Raw genomic sequence first — 17,046 nt, forward strand, 5'->3', positions numbered from 1 at the left:
GGTTCCGCTCTCCAATAGCAATCATGGCGAGATTGTGCCGGCGTGGGGACGTCGCGATGTGGCTGTTTTTCCTGATTGCCTGGTCTGTCCTGCTCGCCGCCATCGCGTTCCTCGCTCCGCAGGCGTTCGGCTACGACGTCACCCATCTGCCCGCCGCGTTTGCCGCCCTGCCGATGCCGCAGCGGATCGCAGCCGGTGCGATCCTTGTGGTTGGGCTGGCGCTGATTGGCGCCTCGGCCTGGCGGCTGTCACGCCAGGACCGGCGCCTCGACAAGCTCCGCGACCGCCTCAAGAACACCCGGGAAGACGTCGTCGTCGCCCACGCCCTGCAAAATCATCTCGATACCACCGTCCAGCACCTGATCGAGAGCGATCCCAGGGAAGCCGTCTCCGCCCTTCACGACAAGCTCGGCGAGACCGAGCAGCGCGCGCTGCTCCAGCAGGGCCGCAACCAGTCCACCGACATGCACGATCAGCTCGCCGAGATCCGCCGCCGCCAGCAGGGGCTGCGCGAGATGGTCGGCAGGGTCGCCGACCAGCGCCGCGCGGTCGAGCCCGTCTTCACGGAGATCCGCGACCGCCAGAACCAGCTCGAACGCTCGCTGCTCGACCTCGAGACCGACGACCGCAAGAACAATCTTGCCGACCGGCTGAAGGACATCGCCCGCGACGTATCGACGCTGCTCGGCCGGGTCAACGGGGTGCAGGACACGTTTGCGACGCTCAACCAGTACAACGAAGATCTGGCGAAATCCCATGCCGAGCTGGTGCCGCTGCGATCGTCCGACGCCGGCATCAACGCCCTGATCGGCGAGCTCAGCCTCAGCCATGACCGCCTCGCCAAGAGCGTCGACGAGATCGAGACCGGCGGCGAGGCGCCGCTCAGCGCACGCGTCGAGACGCTGTCGAAGAACAAGATCGAGATCGAGCAGCGCCTGGCCCGCATCGACGACAGCGCCAACATCCTGAAAGCGATCCGGCTCGATTTCGAGGAGCTCGGCCAGCGCCGGGGCCAGCTCGAACGCTCGCTCGCCGAGGTCGAGACCGATCCCGACGGCAAGACGCTCGTCGACCGCCAGAACGCGCTGAACGATTTTGTCCTCCAGTCGCGCCAGCGCCTCGGCGCCTTGCAGGAGACGCTGGCCACGCTCAACGCCTTCAAGGCGGAGCTGTCGAAGTCGCAGGCCGATCTCGTTCCGCTGAAAGCGCCGGTGTTCGGCATCGAGGCCATGATCGCCGATGTCGGCACCACCCGCGATCTCCTCGCCAAAACCGTCAGCGAGATCGAGGCCAGCGGCAATGTCAGCCTCACCTCGCGCGTCGATGCGCTGACGAAGAGCAAGCGCGAGGTCGAAGACCGTCTCGCCCGCATCTTCGAGAATTTCAACGCGCTCGATGCGCTGCGCAAGGATATCGGCGGCATCTTCTCGACCATCCGCAACAGCCTGAACCGGATCGGGTGAAGGCCGAACGACGGACCGGTTCGAACCGCGATTGATCTTCGCGCGACCAATCGGACATGCGCTTCATCCTCGGTCTCCTGTCTGCCCTGCTCGGCGCGCTCGCCGGCTGGTCCGGCCTTGCCGCGCTGGTCGTCATGCTGGCAGGGCCGGACCGCGATGGCGGCATCGCCATGGGCGCCTTCTTCGACATCGGCCCGATCGGCGGCGTGGTCGGCCTGATCGCCGGCATCTGGCTGTTCGTGCGTTTCGGCCTGGTCCGGGACGCAACGCCACAGCCGTCTGCAGACACCTCCGATGCCACGCCTCCCCGCACCACGCGGCTCTCCTTCCCCTTTGCCGTCACCGTTCTGCTCATCGCAGCCATCCTTGGCTATTGGGGATGGTACGAATTCATTCGCTCGCCCAATCTCAGCCACGGCTTCATGACGCTGCAGGTCGAGTTTCGGCTTCCCTCCGGCATGACCTTGCCGGACAAGGAGGAGGACGTGCACATCGAGGTCGAGGAAGCGACGGGCTATGCCAATGCCATGTTGCCGGCGAACTGGCGCGCGCATGACGGTGACCGCAAGGCGATCATTTCCTCCGCATCCCTGATGTACAAGACACGCCACCGCGCCGTCAGCCTGACCCTTCCGGGCGTGCCTGCGCAGCACTGGCCGATCGATCTTCCCTCGGACCCGGATCCCACGCCGGGCTTTTCGCCCTGGCGCGTTGCAAGCGAACCATCGCCAGCAAAGATCGAGATGCATTTCCGTCTCACCGCCGACCGCTGAAAAGCGCGCGGCGCGCCGAAACATTCCGACACACATCACATCTCGGCGCGCCCGATAGATGCCGCCAACAAGTCGCGGGGGTGCCGCACTGTGGACGCATTCCGCCGCCCTTCTGTAAGGCGTGTCTGGGGGCACGGCTCAGCCGTGTTTGGACCAAACCTGCTAGGGGTATCACTGTGAAGAAGATTGTTTTTGTTCTGGGCGCGACGCTTGCTCTGGTGACGGCTGCGAACGCTGCGGATCTGCCGCGCCGCCAGCCCGTACCGGTCTATCCGGCCGAGCAGGCCCCGATCGGCAAGATGCCGATTGGCAAGAGCCCGATTGGCAAGGCCCCGATCGGCAAGGCCCCCGGCCCGGTCGCCGCGCGCTACTGAGGCGCAGAAATCTGCGTAGGCGGCCGACAGTCGAGGGGCACAGCGTGACGAACAAACCTGATCGATCGGGATTCTGCATCATTGCAGGTCTCGCGCTTGCGGCCATGGTCGCATGCATGGTGCCATCGGCCTTGGCCCACGAAGCGAACAAGCGCGTTGCCGATGCAGATGCGCTTGCGACGACCGACTCCACATCGCGACAGGCGCCGCAATCGACGCGGCGCCCCGTCGCGCGTGCGGAGAAAGGTCCGTACTACGTCGACTTCCGCGCGCGGACGGCAGCGAGCTGGGGCCACGCCTTCGTCTGGTACGGCAAGACCAGTGAGCGCGCCGTCGAGGTCGCGGGCCTGACGCCTTCGGGCGATACCTGGGCTTACGTGCTCGGCCACCTCACCTGGGTGCCATCCGAGACCGGGGCGAGTTACGGCGATCTCGATCCCGAATATCTGACCGCGAGCTATCGCGTCTATCTGAACGAGGCCGACGCCAAGCGCGTCTTCGCCTACATCAAGAAGCTGCAGGCGAGCTCGCCGGTCTGGAATGCCGAGACCACCAACTGCACCGGCTTCATCGGCGACATCGCCGAGTACATGGGACTGAAGGTCCCCTATCGCTGGCAGCGCCCGGAAAACTTCGTCAACAACCTGAAAGACATCAACGGCGGCCGCCAGATGGTGCGGCTGTCGGCGGAGTAGCCCACTGCCGTCATTGCGAGCGCAGCGAAGCAATCCAGACTGTTCCCGCGGAGGGATTCTGGATTGCTTCGCTGCGCTCGCAATGACGAGTTTGGTGAAGCAGCGGCGCGCCCCCAATTATCCGCCTCACGGAATCACCCTCACGCCCTGCATGACGCCCCGCCCTCACCGCACGGCGGCGCAATAGACTTTTGCCGACCCCGGCGGCATCCTCCCGCCATCAACTGATAACAGAGCCTGCCACGCGGGCGGGGGAAACAGGTCATGCTGCAGACACGGTTCACCAGGCTCGTCGGCGTCGAGCACCCGATCGTGCAGGGCGGCATGCAATGGGTCGGGCGGGCCGAGCTGGTCGCAGCGGTCGCCAACGCCGGGGCGCTCGGCTTCATCACGGCGCTGACGCAGCCGACGCCGGAGGACCTGACCAGGGAGATCGCGCGCTGCCGCGACCTCACCGACAAGCCGTTTGGCGTCAACCTCACCATCCTGCCCGCGATCAAGCCGCCGCCCTACGCCGAATACCGCGCCGCCATCATCGAAGCCGGCATCACCGTGGTCGAGACCGCCGGCAACAAGCCGCAGGAGCATGTCGACGAGTTCAGGAAGCACGGCGTCAAGATCGTGCACAAATGCACCAGCGTCCGCCATGCGCTGTCGGCCGAACGGATGGGCGTCGACGCCATCTCGATCGACGGGTTCGAATGCGCCGGCCATCCCGGCGAGGACGACACCCCCGGCCTGATCCTGATCCCGGCCGCCGCCAACAAGGTCAAGATCCCGATGATCGCCTCCGGCGGCTTTGCCGACGCCCGCGGCCTCGTCGCCGCGCTGGCGCTGGGCGCCGAGGGCATCAACATGGGCACCCGCTTCATGGCGACCAAGGAGAGCCCGATCCATCAGCTCATCAAGGAGAAGATCGTCGCCAATGACGAGCGCGAGACCGAGCTGATCTTCCGCACCATGCGCAACACCTCGCGCGTCGCCAGGAACGAGATCTCGACCAAGGTCGTCGCCATGGAAAAGGAAGGCGCCAGGTTCGAGGACATCCGCGAGCTCGTCGCCGGCGCCCGCGGCAAGATGGTGTATGCGACAGGCAATTCGGACGAAGGCATCTGGTCGGCGGGCCAGGTGCAGGGCCTGATCCAGGACATCCCAAGCTGCGGCGAGCTGATCTCGCGCATCGTGCGCGAGGCCGAGGCGATCATTCGCAGCCGGCTCGAAGGCATGATCGCTCGTCCTAGCGCGCAAGCCGCTGAATAATCACTGCAACAAGCGAGAGTCATTCATGAAGGCTTATGTCTATGGTCCTGATGGCGCTCGGATTTCCGACGTCGCTCAACCAAAGCCTGAAGGCACGCAGGTGCTGGTGCGCGTGCGCGCCTGTGGCCTCAATCGTGCCGACACCGGCATGCGCAGGGGTCACGTCCATGGCGCGGCCGGCGGCGCCGGTACCGTGCTCGGGATGGAATGGGCAGGTGAAGTCGCCGAGCTCGGACCGGATGCGAAGGGCGTGAAGGTCGGCGATCGCGTCATGGGCTCGGGCGGCGCGGCCTTCGCCGAGTACACGCTCGCCGACCACGGCCGGCTGTTCCGCGCGCCCTCGAACATGAACTTCGAGGAGGCCGCCACCCTCCCCGTCGCGCTCGCGACCATGCACAACGCCGTCGTCACCGTCGGCGGCGTGCAGCCGGGGCAGGCCGTCCTGATCCAGGGCGCGAGCTCCGGCGTCGGCCTGATGGCGATGCAGATCGCCAGGCTCAAGGGCGCCAGGATGGTGATCGGCTCCTCGACTGATGCCTATCGCCGCGGCCGGCTGACCGAATACGGCGCCGACCTCGCGGTCGATTCCTCCGATCCCAAATGGGTCGACGAGGTGCTGAAGGCGACGAACGGCGAAGGCGTCGACCTCATCGTCGACCAGGTCTCCGGCAAGGTCGCCAACCAGAACCTTGCCGCGACGAAGATCCTGGGCCGCATCGTCAATGTCGGCCGGCTCGGCGGCACCCACGCCGACTTCAACTTCGACCTGCATGCCGCCCGCCGCATCAGCTATATCGGCGTCACCTTCCGCACCCGCACCATCGAGGAGGTCCGCGCGATCTTCGACGAGGTCCGGAAGGACATCTGGGGCGCGGTGGAGTCGCGCAAGCTGCAATTGCCGATCGATAAGGTCTATGGGTTCGACGACATCGACAAGGCGTTCGAGCACATGGAGGCGAACAAGCACCTCGGGAAGATCGTGGTGACGGTGTGAGCGGCTGCGGCGGCGGAAGAAGGGTGACACGCCCTCTCCACTCGTCATGGCCGGGCTTGACCCGGCCATCCACGTCTTTGCCGCTCGGCACGAAGAACGTGGATGCCCGGGACAAGCCCGGGCATGACGGAGCTAGTGATAAAACCGCTCCTGCAACTCACTAGCGACTACAGTTGTGGATCGTCGCTTGATGTTCGCGGCCGCCCTGCTAAATCCCGGCGATGAGCGGACAACACGACAAGACATCGGTCGCGGCAATCTCGATCCTGGCCAGCGGCGGCATGGCGGCGGCCAAATTCGTGGTCGGGATCGCGATCGGCTCGCTGGCGCTGGTGTCCGAAGCGCTGCACTCCTCGATCGACCTGGTTGCGACCATCATCACCTGGGCGGTGGTGCGGGTCTCGGACAAGCCGGCCGACGACGAGCACCATTACGGCCACGGCAAGCTCGAGAGCATCTCCGCGCTCGGCGTCACCGCGCTGCTCTACGTGCTCGCCGGCGGCATCCTGGTCCAATCCTATAGCCACCTTCGCGAGGGAACCCCGCCACCGACGATTTCGGCTGTGCCGTTCGTCGTGCTGGTGATCGATATCGCCGTCAATCTCTGGCGCGCCCGCGCGCTGCACCGCGCCGCCCGCGAAACCCGGAGCGAGGCGCTCGCCGCCGACGCGCTGCACTTTGCATCGGATGTCATGGGCTCGTGCGCCGTGATCGCGGGCCTTGGTCTCGCGGCCTTCGGCTTCTGGTGGGGTGACGCTGCGGCCGCCGCGGCCGTGGCCGTGATGATCGCCCTGCTCGGCCTGCGGATGGCAAGCTCCACGGTGCAGACGCTGGTCGACCGCGCCCCGGAAGGCGCTCAGGAGAAGGCCACCACGGCGATCCGCAGCGTGCCCGGCGTGATCGACGTCGAGCGCCTGCGGGTGCGCATGGTCGGGGCGACCACGTTCATCGACAGCATCGTCAAGGTGCCCAGGACCTACCCGATCGACCGCGTCGAGGAGATCAAGCGCAACGCGCAAGCCGCCGTCACCAAGGCGTTCGGCGATGCCGACCTCACCTTCACCGCCGTGCCGGTCGCCCGCGACAACGAGACCGTGCGCGACCGCATCATGGTGATCGCGCGCAATTCGGGCCTCGCCATCCACCACGTCACGGTATACGACCTCGGCGCCAAGCTGATCGTCGGCATCGATCTCGAGGTCGACGCCGAGATGCCGCTCGAGGCCGCCCACGACGTCGCCAACACGCTGGAGCGGAACATCCAGGAGGAGTTCGGCGCGGACGTCGAGGTCGACGTCCATATCGAGCCGCTGGAACCGGAGCTGCCGTTTGGCATGGACGCCGCGCCGGATAGGGTACAGACCATCGCGGCCGCGCTCGCCGAATATGCCGCCGGCGGCGAGATCCACGACATCCATAATGTGCGTGTCCGCAACACCGATGCCGGCGAGATCGTCAACTTCCATTGCCGCGCCACGCCGTCGATGAGCGTGATCAAGGTGCACGAGCAAGTCGACGCGATCGAGCGCCGCTTGCGTCGCGCGTTCCCGAGCGTGAAGCGCGTCATCAGCCACGCCGAACCGCCGCGCGCGTGATGAGCAACGTGCGACGAGTCACACGTTCTCGTTTCGGACTCATCACGCACGTGAGTTTGCGGACTCGAAACGCGCAAACTCTCCATTGGATAAGAATTATTTCGCGTTAACGTTTCGTTGACTCTCGACAGCCTGCGCAAACTGGATTCAAATCGCTGTGATTCGAAAGCGACGTGGGGCTGCTTTCGAAATTCGTCGTAAGCAGGTTTTCAGGGGGCCGAAGGCATGGCGCGTGCAGACGCCGCGAACGCGTGCGTCCAATCCGATTCGATCAAAGGATTGGCGCAATCGATCGCGAAACCTGCCTATCATCGGCTGTTGATCGCCGAGCCGGCGCTGCGACGCGCCGTGCCGACGCTGATCATCGCCTTTCTTGTCACGATCTGCCTCGGCGCATTCGTTCAGGTCGTCGACCAGACGCGCCAGAAGCGCATGGTGATCCGCCGCGACATCTCGGCGCTTGCCGACCTGCTCGCCGAGCGCATCGACCGCGTCACCTCCATGCGCGCCGAGCGACTGAAGAATATCGAGAACCTGCCGACGCTGCTGCCCGACATGATCCCGTCCTGGGGCACGGCTTCGGGCCGCCACGTCATCGTCACCTCGGCCGGAATCGACCGCCGCATCCTCGCCCGCATTCCCATCGACAGCGACCCCTCAGGCAACGACCGCCTGCTCGATGCCATCACCACCGCGCAGCTGCTCGCAGCACCACCGCGCGACAATGACGTCTCCAGCATGACGCTGCCGAACGGCAACGCCGCGATGACGACCTCGCGGCCGATCAAGTCGCTGCCGGGACTCGTCACCGTGATCCAGGAGCGCAACGAGCCGATCTGGGGCTCGGATGCGGCCCTTTCGGTGACGCTGTCGGCCACCACCGGCTTCGTCGTGCTGATCCTCGGCTTCGCCTTCCACTGGCAGTCGACCCGCGCCCGCGAAGGCGACCTCATCAACGACGCCGTGCGCGGCCGGATCGACACCGCGCTCAACCGCGGCCGCTGCGGCCTGTGGGACTGGGACCTGTCGCGCGGCCGGATCTTCTGGTCGCAGTCGATGTTTTCGATGCTGGGTCTCGACGGCCGCAACGAGCTCCTCACCTTCGGCGAGGTCAACGCGCTGGTGAAGTCGGACGACATCGACCTGTTCGCGATCGCAGACCAGCTCATCTCCGAGAAGATCGACCACATCGACCAGACCTTCCGCATGCAGCATGTCGATGGCCACTGGATCTGGCTCCGCGTCCGCTGCGAGCGGACCCGAGGGTCCGGCGATTCCGGCATGCACCTGATCGGGATCGCGGTCGACATCACCGAGCAGAAGAGCCTCGCCGAACGCTCCGTGGAAGCCGACCTTCGCCTGCGCGACGCGATCGAGACCATTCCGGAAGCCTTCGTGCTGTGGGACGCCAGCGACCGCCTGGTGCTCTGCAATTCGCACTTCCAGCGGCTGCACAAGCTGCCCGACACGGCCGTGATCCCCGGCACGTCCTACGAGACCGTGCTGGAGGTCGGCCGCATGCCGGAAGTCCGCACCCGCCACAACGAGACCGTCAGCCAGGGCCCGGGGGCGCGCACCTTCGAAGCCCAGCTCGACGACGGCAGCTGGCTGCACATCAGCGAGCGCCGCACCAAGGACGGCGGCTACGTCTCGGTCGGCACCGACATTACGCGCATCAAGGAGCACGAGCAGAAGCTCGTCGACAACGATCTGCGCCTGCGCGCCACCGTCATCGACCTCAAGCGCTCGCAAGCGGCGCTGGAGCGCCAGACCATCGAGCTCGCCGATCTCGCCGAGAAATATCAACGCGAGAAGACCCGGGCCGAGGAAGCCAACCAGACCAAGTCGAAATTCCTCGCCAACATGAGCCACGAGCTGCGCACGCCGCTGAACGCGATCATCGGCTTCTCCGAGATCATGGGCTCGGGCATGTTCGGTGAGCTGGGCAGCGAGAAATACCAGGAGTACTGCCACGACATCCTGACCAGCGGCCATTATCTGCTCGAGGTCATCAACGACATCCTCGACATGTCCAAGATCGAGGCCGGCCGGATGAAGCTCGACATGGAAGAGCTCGATTTGGCGCAGACGCTCGCGGAATCGCTGCGCGTCGTCTCCGGCCGGGCCCAGGACAAGCATCTGACGCTCGATGCCGACATCGAGACATCGATTTCGGTCGTCGCCGACCGCCGCGCGACCAAGCAGATCATCGTCAATCTCTTGTCCAACGCGGTGAAGTTCACGCCCGACGGCGGCCGGATCGTGGTGCGCAGCCGGCAGCTCGAGGACAGGATCGTGCTGATGATCGCCGACACCGGCATCGGCATCGCGCAGCACTCGCTGGCGCGGCTGGGACGGCCGTTCGAGCAGGTCGAGAGCCAGCTCACCAAGACCTATCACGGCTCCGGCCTCGGCCTTGCGATTGCCCGCTCGCTGGCGCAGCTCCATGGCGGCTCGATGCGGCTGCGCTCCCGGCTCGAAGTCGGCACTGTCGTCCGCGTGACGCTGCCGCGCGACGCCATCAAGGCGGCAGCCGGAATTTCCGCCGCGGCCTAGAGCATGGCGGGAAGCTCGCCTGCGGCTATCCTTCGAGACGCCCGCCTTTGGCGGGCCCTCAGGATGAGGGCAGAGTACGCGGCAGCAGCTTGAACGAATACCGATACAACGGAGCCTCATCCTGAGGAGACCGCGAAGCGGTCGTCTCGAAGGACGAGGCGCTTGCTCAGCCCCGTCCGCTTTTGTCCCTACAATTGCAGCGTCGGCGCCACCTCGCGCGCGACATTGACCAGCGCCGCGATCAGCGGCGTCATCGGATCGCGCTGCGGGATCACGAGACCGATGCTGTAATTGACCTCGGGATCGGTGATCGGGATCGAGCGGACCTTGTCGGAGAGGCCGAGCGTCTCGGCGAGCTTGGCCGGCATCACGCTCGCCCAGCGCCCGGTCTTGACGTGCGTGTACAGCACCAGCAGCGAGTTCGATGTCAGTGTCGGCGTCGCCTCCGCGCCGACCGAGCGCAGCGCGCGGTCGATGATGCGGCGGTTCTGCATGTCGGGCGTCAGCAGGCACAGCGGCACCTGGCCGACCTCGGTCCAGGTCACCGACTCCCGGTCGCCGAACATCGCATCCGGCGCGGTCAGGAGCCGATAGCTCTCGTTAAACAGCGGAATGGTGCGCACCTTTCCGATCGGCTCGTTCTCGATATAGGTCAGCCCCGCATCGACCTCGAGATTTTCGAGCAATCCCAGCACCTCGGACGAGGTGGTGGACTGAATGCGGAAGCGCACCTCGGGATGCTTGGCGCGGAACGGCGTGGTCAGCGCGGCGACCATGCCAAGCACGGTCGGGATCGCCGCGATGCGGATCTCACCGGAGAGCTTGTCCTTCAGCGAGTTGATCTCCTGGCGCATCGCACGGGCATCGCCCACGATCCGCCGCGCCCAGTCCAGCGCCCGCTCGCCTTCGGGAGTGAAGCCCTGGAACCGGGAGCCGCGCTGGACCAGCATGACGCCGAGAATCTCCTCCAGCTGCTTCAGCCCGGTCGACATGGTCGGCTGGGTCACGCCGCAGGCCTCCGCGGCGCGTCCGAAATGCCGCTCCTTCGCCAGCGCCAGCAGCAGTTCAAGCTTGTCGAGCAACCGGTCGCCCCCTCGGATTCTGTCGTGGCATACAAGCTAGCACGCCCCACCCTTGCCAACACGTAAAAACCGGCCGGCGGAGCAGCCGCAATCGCATTTTCATATCGGTCGATTGGGCTCGTCAATCGATCTGAATTCGCAATCGCAGCATGAGACAGCTTTATTGATCTTCGAACGATTCCAAATAGTTTGCGACCCAGGGACGCTCTGGTTGAGAACGAAAAATGACAGCGGTTTTTGAGCCTTCTTACGAGCCTTCTTACGAGCCTTGGGACGAGACGCGCGGCGCCGAGATCATCGCCGAACACGCCGGGCAGGAAGGCGCGACGCTCGTGATTCTGCATGCGCTTCAGGGGGCGTTCGGCTATGTGCCGGAGGCGGCGATTCCCATGGTGGCGCAGGCGCTGAACCTCTCGCGCGCCGAAGTGCATGGCGTCTTCACCTTCTACCATGACTTCCGCCACAAGCCGGCCGGCCGCCATGTGCTGAAGCTGTGCCGCGCCGAGGCCTGCCAGGCCGCCGGCGGCGATGCGCTGGCTGCGCACGCCGAAGCAAAGCTTGGCGTCTCGCTCGGCAGCACGACTGCGGATGATCGCGTCACGCTGGAGCCGATCTATTGCCTCGGATTGTGCGCGACCGCGCCGTCCGCGATGCTCGATGGCCGCCTCGTCGGCCGGCTCGACGAGAAACGCATCGACGCGCTGGTCGCGGAGGCGCAGCGATGAACATGCGGATCTTCATTCCTCGCGATGCCGCCGCGGTTGCCGTCGGCGCCGATGAAATTGCGGTCGCCTTCGAGCAGGTCGCGGCCAAGCACGGCCTGCCGGTCGAGATCACCAGGACCGGCTCCCGCGGGCTCTGCTGGCTGGAGCCGCTGGTCGAGGTGGCAACTCCCAAAGGCAGGGTCGCATATGGCCCGGTCAACGCGGAGGACGTCGCCTCCGTGCTCGAGTCGATGGCGAGCAACGGACCGCACGCGCTGCGGCTCGGCGTCGCCGACGAAATTCCCTGGCTGAAGCGCCAGACCCGCCTCACCTTCGCCCGCTGCGGCGTGATCGATCCGCGCTCGCTCGAAGACTATCGCGCCCATGGCGGTTACAAGGGGCTGGAGCGCGCGCTCTCGCTCGGCTCGGATGCGATCCTGGCCGAAGTCACCGCATCCGGCCTGCGCGGCCGCGGCGGCGCCGGCTTCCCCACCGGCATCAAGTGGAAGACGGTCGCGCAAGCCAGCGCGAACCGCAAATTCATCGTCTGCAACGCCGACGAAGGCGACAGCGGCACTTTCGCCGACCGCATGATCATGGAAGGCGATCCTTTCCTCGTCATCGAGGGCATGACTACCGCCGGCATCACCGTCGGCGCGACCAAGGGCTACATCTACATCCGCAGCGAATATCCGCACGCGGTCGAGGCAATGAATGCTGCCATCGTCGCGGCGAGGCGCGGCGGCTATCTCGGCGAAAGGATTGGCGGCTCGACCCACAGCTTCGATATGGAAGTGCGCGTCGGCGCTGGCGCTTACGTGTGCGGCGAGGAAACCTCGCTGCTTGAGAGCCTCGAAGGCCGCCGCGGCCTGGTGCGCGCAAAACCGCCGCTGCCGGCGCATCACGGCCTGTTCGGCAAGCCGACCGTCATCAACAACGTGCTGTCGTTCGCGGCCATCCCCTTCATCCTCGCCGAGGGCGCCAAAGCTTACGCCGATTTCGGCATGGGGCGCTCGCGCGGCACGATGCCGATACAGCTTGCCGGCAACATCCGCCAGGGCGGGCTGTTCGAGACGGCGTTCGGCGTGACGCTTGGCGAGCTCGTCGACGACATCGGCGGCGGCACGTTCACCGGCCGCCCAGTTCGCGCCGTGCAGGTCGGCGGTCCACTCGGCGCCTATTTCCCCCGCGCCCTGTTCGACACCCCGTTCGACTACGAAGCCTTCGCCGCGCGCGACGGCCTGATCGGCCATGGCGGCATCGTCGTGTTCGACGACAGCGTCGACATGCGCAAGCAGGCCCGTTTCGCCATGGAGTTCTGCGCCATTGAATCCTGTGGCAAGTGCACACCATGCCGGATCGGCTCGACCCGCGGCGTCGAGACCATCGAGAAGATCATCAACGGCGAGCGGGTCACCGAAAACCTCGCGCTCGTCGAAGACCTCTGCAACACCATGAAATTCGGCTCGCTCTGCGCACTCGGCGGGTTCACGCCCTACCCCGTGCTCAGTGCATTGAAGCATTTCCGGGAGGATTTCATCCCGGCCCCGACCACGCTTCAGGCCGCGGAATAGGAGAACGACGATGTCTCTGATCGAAGAAATCGACTACGGCACACCGCGCTCCAAATCGGAAACGATGGTCACGCTGACCATCGACGGCAACCAGGTCACGGTGCCCGAGGGCACCTCGATCATGCGGGCCGCGATGGATGCCGGCCACCAGATCCCAAAACTTTGCGCGACCGACATGGTCGACGCCTTCGGCTCCTGCCGTCTCTGCGTCGTCGAGATCGAGGGCCGCGCCGGCACGCCGGCGTCCTGCACCACGCCTGTCATGAACGGCCTGGTCGTCCACACCCAAAGCGAGCGGCTGAAGAAGCTGCGCAAGGGCGTGATGGAGCTGTACATCTCCGACCATCCGCTCGACTGTCTCACCTGCGGCGCTAATGGCGATTGCGAATTGCAGGACATGGCCGGCGCCGTCGGCTTGCGCGACGTCCGCTACGGCTATGAGGGCGAGAACCACGTCTTCGCCAAATCCCATGGTGAGATCAACGCCGCCTGGATGCCGAAGGACGAGTCCAACCCCTACTTCACCTACGATCCCTCCAAGTGCATCGTCTGCTCGCGCTGCGTCCGCGCCTGCGAGGAAGTGCAAGGCACCTTCGCGCTCACGATCTCCGGCCGCGGCTTCGACAGCCGCGTCTCGCCCGGCATGAGCGAGAGTTTTCTCGGCTCCGAATGCGTCTCCTGCGGCGCCTGCGTGCAGGCCTGCCCGACCGCGACGCTCACCGAAAAGTCCGTGATCGAGATCGGCCAGCCCGAGCACTCCGTCGTCACCACCTGCGCCTATTGCGGCGTCGGCTGCACCTTCAAGGCCGAGATGCGCGGCGAGGAAGTCGTGCGCATGGTGCCCTACAAGGACGGCAAGGCCAATCGTGGCCATTCCTGCGTCAAGGGCCGCTTCGCCTGGGGCTATACCAATCACAAGGAGCGCATCCTCAATCCGATGATCCGCGAGCGGATCGAGGATCCCTGGCGCGAAGTGTCCTGGGATGAAGCGTTCTCGTTCGCCGCAGCCAGGATGCGCGGCATCCAGAAGAAATACGGCCGTGACGCCATCGGCGGCATCACCTCGTCCCGCTGCACCAACGAAGAAACCTATCTGGTGCAGAAGCTGATCCGCGCCGGCTTCGGCAACAACAATGTCGACACCTGCGCGCGCGTCTGTCACTCCCCGACCGGCTATGGTCTGTCGGTCACGTTCGGCACCTCCGCCGGCACGCAGGATTTCGACTCGGTCGAGAATACCGACGTCGCCATGATCATCGGCGCCAACCCGGCCTCGGCTCACCCCGTCTTCGCCTCCCGCCTGAAGAAGCGGCTGCGCCAGGGCGCGAAGCTGATCGTGATCGATCCGCGCCGCACCGAGATGGTGGAATCGCCGCATGTGAAGGCGCTGCATCTGCCGCTGATGCCCGGCACCAACGTCGCCGTCGTGACGGCGCTGGCGCATGTCATCGTCACCGAGGGCCTCGCCAACGAAGCCTTCGTGCGCGAGCGCTGCGACTGGACCGAGTTCGAGGAATGGGCCGCCTTCGTCGCCCAGCCCAAGCACAGCCCGGAAGCGACCGCCATTCTCACCGGCGTCGATCCGAAGACCTTGCGCGAAGCAGCTCGCATCTACGCCACCGGCGGCAATGGCGCGATCTATTACGGGCTCGGCGTCACCGAGCACAGCCAGGGTTCGACCACGGTGATCGCGATCGCCAATCTGGCGATGGCAACCGGCAATATCGGCCGTCCCGGTGTCGGGGTGAACCCGTTGCGCGGCCAGAACAACGTGCAGGGCTCCTGCGACATGGGCTCGTTCCCGCACGAGCTGCCCGGCTACCGTCACATCTCCGGTGATGCCGTGCGCGACCAGTTCGAGGCGCTCTGGAACGTCAAGCTCAATCCGGAGCCGGGCCTGCGCATCCCGAACATGTTCGACGCCGCCATCGAAGGCACGTTCATGGGGCTCTACGTGCAGGGCGAAGACATCCTGCAATCCGATCCCAACACCAAGCATGTGGTGGCGGCGCTGTCCGCGATGGAATGCGTCATCGTCCACGACCTCTTCCTCAACGAGACCGCGAACTACGCCCACGTCTTCCTCCCCGGCTCGAGCTTCCTCGAGAAGGACGGCACCTTCACCAATGCCGAACGCCGCATCCAGCGCGTTCGCAAGGTGATGTCGCCGAAGAACGGCATGGCCGACTGGGAGGTCACCATCGCGCTCGCCAAGGCGATGGGATTCGAGATGAACTATAGCCATCCCTCGGAGATCATGGATGAGATCGCCGCGCTGACACCGACCTTTGCCGGCGTCTCCTACGCCAAGCTGGACGAGCTCGGCTCGGTGCAGTGGCCCTGCAACGAGAAGGCGCCGGAGGGCACGCCGGTGATGCATATCGGCGGCTTCGTCCGCGGCAAGGGCAAGTTCGTCGTGACCGAGTATGTCGCGACCGACGAGCGCACCGGTCCGCGGTTCCCGCTGCTGCTCACGACGGGCCGCATCCTCAGCCAGTACAATGTCGGCGCGCAGACAAGGCGCACCGAGAACGTGGTCTGGCATGCCGAAGACCGGCTGGAGATCCATCCGCACGACGCCGAGCAGCGCGGCGTGCGCGACGGCGACTGGGTGCGGTTGCAGAGCCGCGCCGGCGAGACCACGCTGCGCGCGGAGCTCACCGACCGCGTCGCGCCCGGCGTCGTCTACACCACGTTCCACCACCCGGACACGCAGGCCAACGTGATCACGACCGAGTATTCGGACTGGGCCACCAACTGCCCCGAATACAAGGTCACGGCGGTGCAGATCTCGCCGTCGAACGGCCCGTCCGACTGGCAGAAGTCCTACGACGAGCAGGCGCGGCATTCCCGCCGCATCGCGCCGGCCGAGGCCGCGGAGTAACCGCGTGCACGTGCCGGTCCAGGCCATTGACCGCGAGATCTGGCGCGATGGCACCGCGTCCGAAGGGGCGCGGCTGATCCCCGAGGAGACGCCGCTGGCGCTGAGCTATAATGGCGGCACCTATGCCGTCATGATGGGGACGCCGCAGAACCTCGAGGATTTTGCCGTCGGCTTCAGCCTGGACGAAGGCATCATCAAATCGGTCGACGACATCAAGTCGCTCGATGTAGTCCGCCTCGACGACGGTATCGAGCTGCGCATGTGGCTCGAGCAGGACAACGCCGCGCGCATCAGCGAGCGCCGGCGACACATCGCAGGTCCGACCGGCTGCGGCATCTGCGGCATCGATTCGATCGCCGAGGCCGTGCGCCCGGCCGCTGTGGTGCCGCAGGGACAGACCTTTACGCCGCAGCAGATCATGACGGCGATGCAGGCGATCGCCCCCCTTCAATCGATCAACATGCAGACCCGGGCGGTCCACGCCGCGGCCTTCTGGTCGCCATCGAACGGCATCGTGGCGCTGCGCGAAGACGTCGGCCGGCACAACGCCCTCGACAAGCTCGCCGGTTCGCTGGCGCGCAGCCGCACGGGCGCAAGCGCCGGCATGGTGCTGCTGACGAGCCGCGTATCGGTCGAGATGGTGCAGAAGACAGCCGCCATCGGCGCGCCGGTGATGGTCGCGGTCTCCGCACCGACCGCGCTTGCGGTGCGCACCGCCGCAGCCGCCGGCATCACGCTGATTGCAATTGCCCGCAACGACGGGTTTGAAGTGTTTACGCACCAGTGCCGCGTCACGGCTCATCGTGCTCCGGAGATTATCGATGTCGTCGCCTGATCGTCTCGTCTACATGGCCAACCAGATCGGCACGTTCTTCCGCAGCCAGGGCCACGACAAGGCCGTGCCGGGAATCGCCGACCACATCAGGAAGTTCTGGGATCCCCGGATGAAGCGCGCGATCTTCGCGCATCTCGACGCCGGCGGCACAGGCCTCGAGCCGAACGTGCTCGAGGCCCTGACCTCGCTGAAGCAGGCCAGGCCGACCGAGATCGGGTGAACAGCGGCCGGCCCGGTTTGCGATCGGAAGGGACGAG

The 17,046-nt window shown here is 65.8% G+C and carries 14 protein-coding genes; 13 read left to right on the forward strand and 1 reads right to left on the reverse strand.

The features are described 5' to 3' along the window. Positions 1-56: 56 nt before the first annotated feature. The 8 genes from ABIC09_RS02875 to ABIC09_RS02910 all read left to right on the forward strand — a co-directional run bounded on the left by ABIC09_RS02875 (position 57) and on the right by ABIC09_RS02910 (position 9,710). Positions 57-1,463, forward strand: coding sequence for a coiled-coil domain-containing protein (locus ABIC09_RS02875; protein ID WP_354108340.1), 1,407 nt, complete (start codon positions 57-59; stop codon positions 1,461-1,463). 56 nt (positions 1,464-1,519) lie between these two features. Next, positions 1,520-2,236, forward strand: coding sequence for a hypothetical protein (locus tag ABIC09_RS02880; RefSeq protein ID WP_354031936.1), 717 nt, complete (start codon positions 1,520-1,522; stop codon positions 2,234-2,236). 170 nt (positions 2,237-2,406) lie between these two features. Next, positions 2,407-2,610 (forward strand): hypothetical protein, encoded by a 204-nt coding sequence (locus tag ABIC09_RS02885; protein ID WP_148754708.1) that lies wholly within the window; start codon positions 2,407-2,409, stop codon positions 2,608-2,610. Between the two features lie 44 nt (positions 2,611-2,654). Beyond that, positions 2,655-3,305, forward strand: a complete 651-nt coding sequence (locus ABIC09_RS02890) for a hypothetical protein (protein ID WP_354031935.1) — start codon at positions 2,655-2,657, stop codon at positions 3,303-3,305. 264 nt (positions 3,306-3,569) lie between these two features. Continuing rightward, entirely contained in the window at positions 3,570-4,565 is a 996-nt protein-coding gene (locus ABIC09_RS02895) for an NAD(P)H-dependent flavin oxidoreductase (protein ID WP_148754647.1), read from the forward strand. A 25-nt stretch (positions 4,566-4,590) separates the two neighbouring features. Beyond that, positions 4,591-5,559: a zinc-binding dehydrogenase gene (locus ABIC09_RS02900; protein ID WP_354108341.1), complete on the forward strand. Its 969-nt coding sequence runs from the start codon at positions 4,591-4,593 to the stop codon at positions 5,557-5,559. Between the two features lie 221 nt (positions 5,560-5,780). Then, the gene (locus ABIC09_RS02905; RefSeq protein ID WP_354108342.1) at positions 5,781-7,154 is read left to right on the forward strand and encodes a cation-efflux pump; all 1,374 of its coding nucleotides are present in this window, start codon (positions 5,781-5,783) and stop codon (positions 7,152-7,154) included. A 225-nt stretch (positions 7,155-7,379) separates the two neighbouring features. Further along, positions 7,380-9,710 (forward strand): PAS domain-containing sensor histidine kinase, encoded by a 2,331-nt coding sequence (locus ABIC09_RS02910; protein WP_148754644.1) that lies wholly within the window; start codon positions 7,380-7,382, stop codon positions 9,708-9,710. 188 nt (positions 9,711-9,898) lie between these two features. On the opposite strand, the gene ABIC09_RS02915 is transcribed toward ABIC09_RS02910, so the two are convergent. Beyond that, positions 9,899-10,792, reverse strand: coding sequence for a LysR family transcriptional regulator (locus ABIC09_RS02915; RefSeq protein ID WP_354084522.1), 894 nt, complete (start codon positions 10,790-10,792; stop codon positions 9,899-9,901). Positions 10,793-11,016: 224 nt separating this feature from the next. Here ABIC09_RS02915 and ABIC09_RS02920 point away from each other — a divergent pair, with 224 nt between their 5' ends. Genes ABIC09_RS02920 through ABIC09_RS02940 form a run of 5 tightly spaced genes read left to right on the forward strand, consistent with a single transcriptional unit; the run spans position 11,017 to position 17,009 of the window. Next, positions 11,017-11,517, forward strand: a complete 501-nt coding sequence (locus ABIC09_RS02920; protein WP_354108343.1) for a formate dehydrogenase subunit gamma — start codon at positions 11,017-11,019, stop codon at positions 11,515-11,517. Then, positions 11,514-13,070 carry a formate dehydrogenase beta subunit gene (locus tag ABIC09_RS02925; RefSeq protein WP_354108344.1) on the forward strand — a complete coding sequence of 519 codons (1,557 nt, stop codon included), beginning with the start codon at positions 11,514-11,516 and terminating at the stop codon, positions 13,068-13,070. The genes ABIC09_RS02920 and ABIC09_RS02925 overlap by 4 nt, the downstream gene beginning before the upstream one ends. A gap of 10 nt (positions 13,071-13,080) precedes the next feature. Next, complete coding sequence (gene fdhF / locus ABIC09_RS02930; RefSeq protein WP_354108345.1) at positions 13,081-15,954, forward strand: formate dehydrogenase subunit alpha; 2,874 nt, start codon at positions 13,081-13,083, stop codon at positions 15,952-15,954. Positions 15,955-15,958: 4 nt separating this feature from the next. Then, positions 15,959-16,789, forward strand: a complete 831-nt coding sequence (fdhD, locus tag ABIC09_RS02935) for a formate dehydrogenase accessory sulfurtransferase FdhD (protein WP_354108346.1) — start codon at positions 15,959-15,961, stop codon at positions 16,787-16,789. Then, positions 16,776-17,009, forward strand: coding sequence for a formate dehydrogenase subunit delta (locus ABIC09_RS02940; protein WP_354108347.1), 234 nt, complete (start codon positions 16,776-16,778; stop codon positions 17,007-17,009). The genes fdhD and ABIC09_RS02940 overlap by 14 nt, the downstream gene beginning before the upstream one ends. Positions 17,010-17,046: the final 37 nt, after the last annotated feature.

The organism is Bradyrhizobium sp. S3.12.5 (assembly GCF_040548225.1).
GTDB lineage: Bacteria > Pseudomonadota > Alphaproteobacteria > Rhizobiales > Xanthobacteraceae > Bradyrhizobium > Bradyrhizobium cytisi.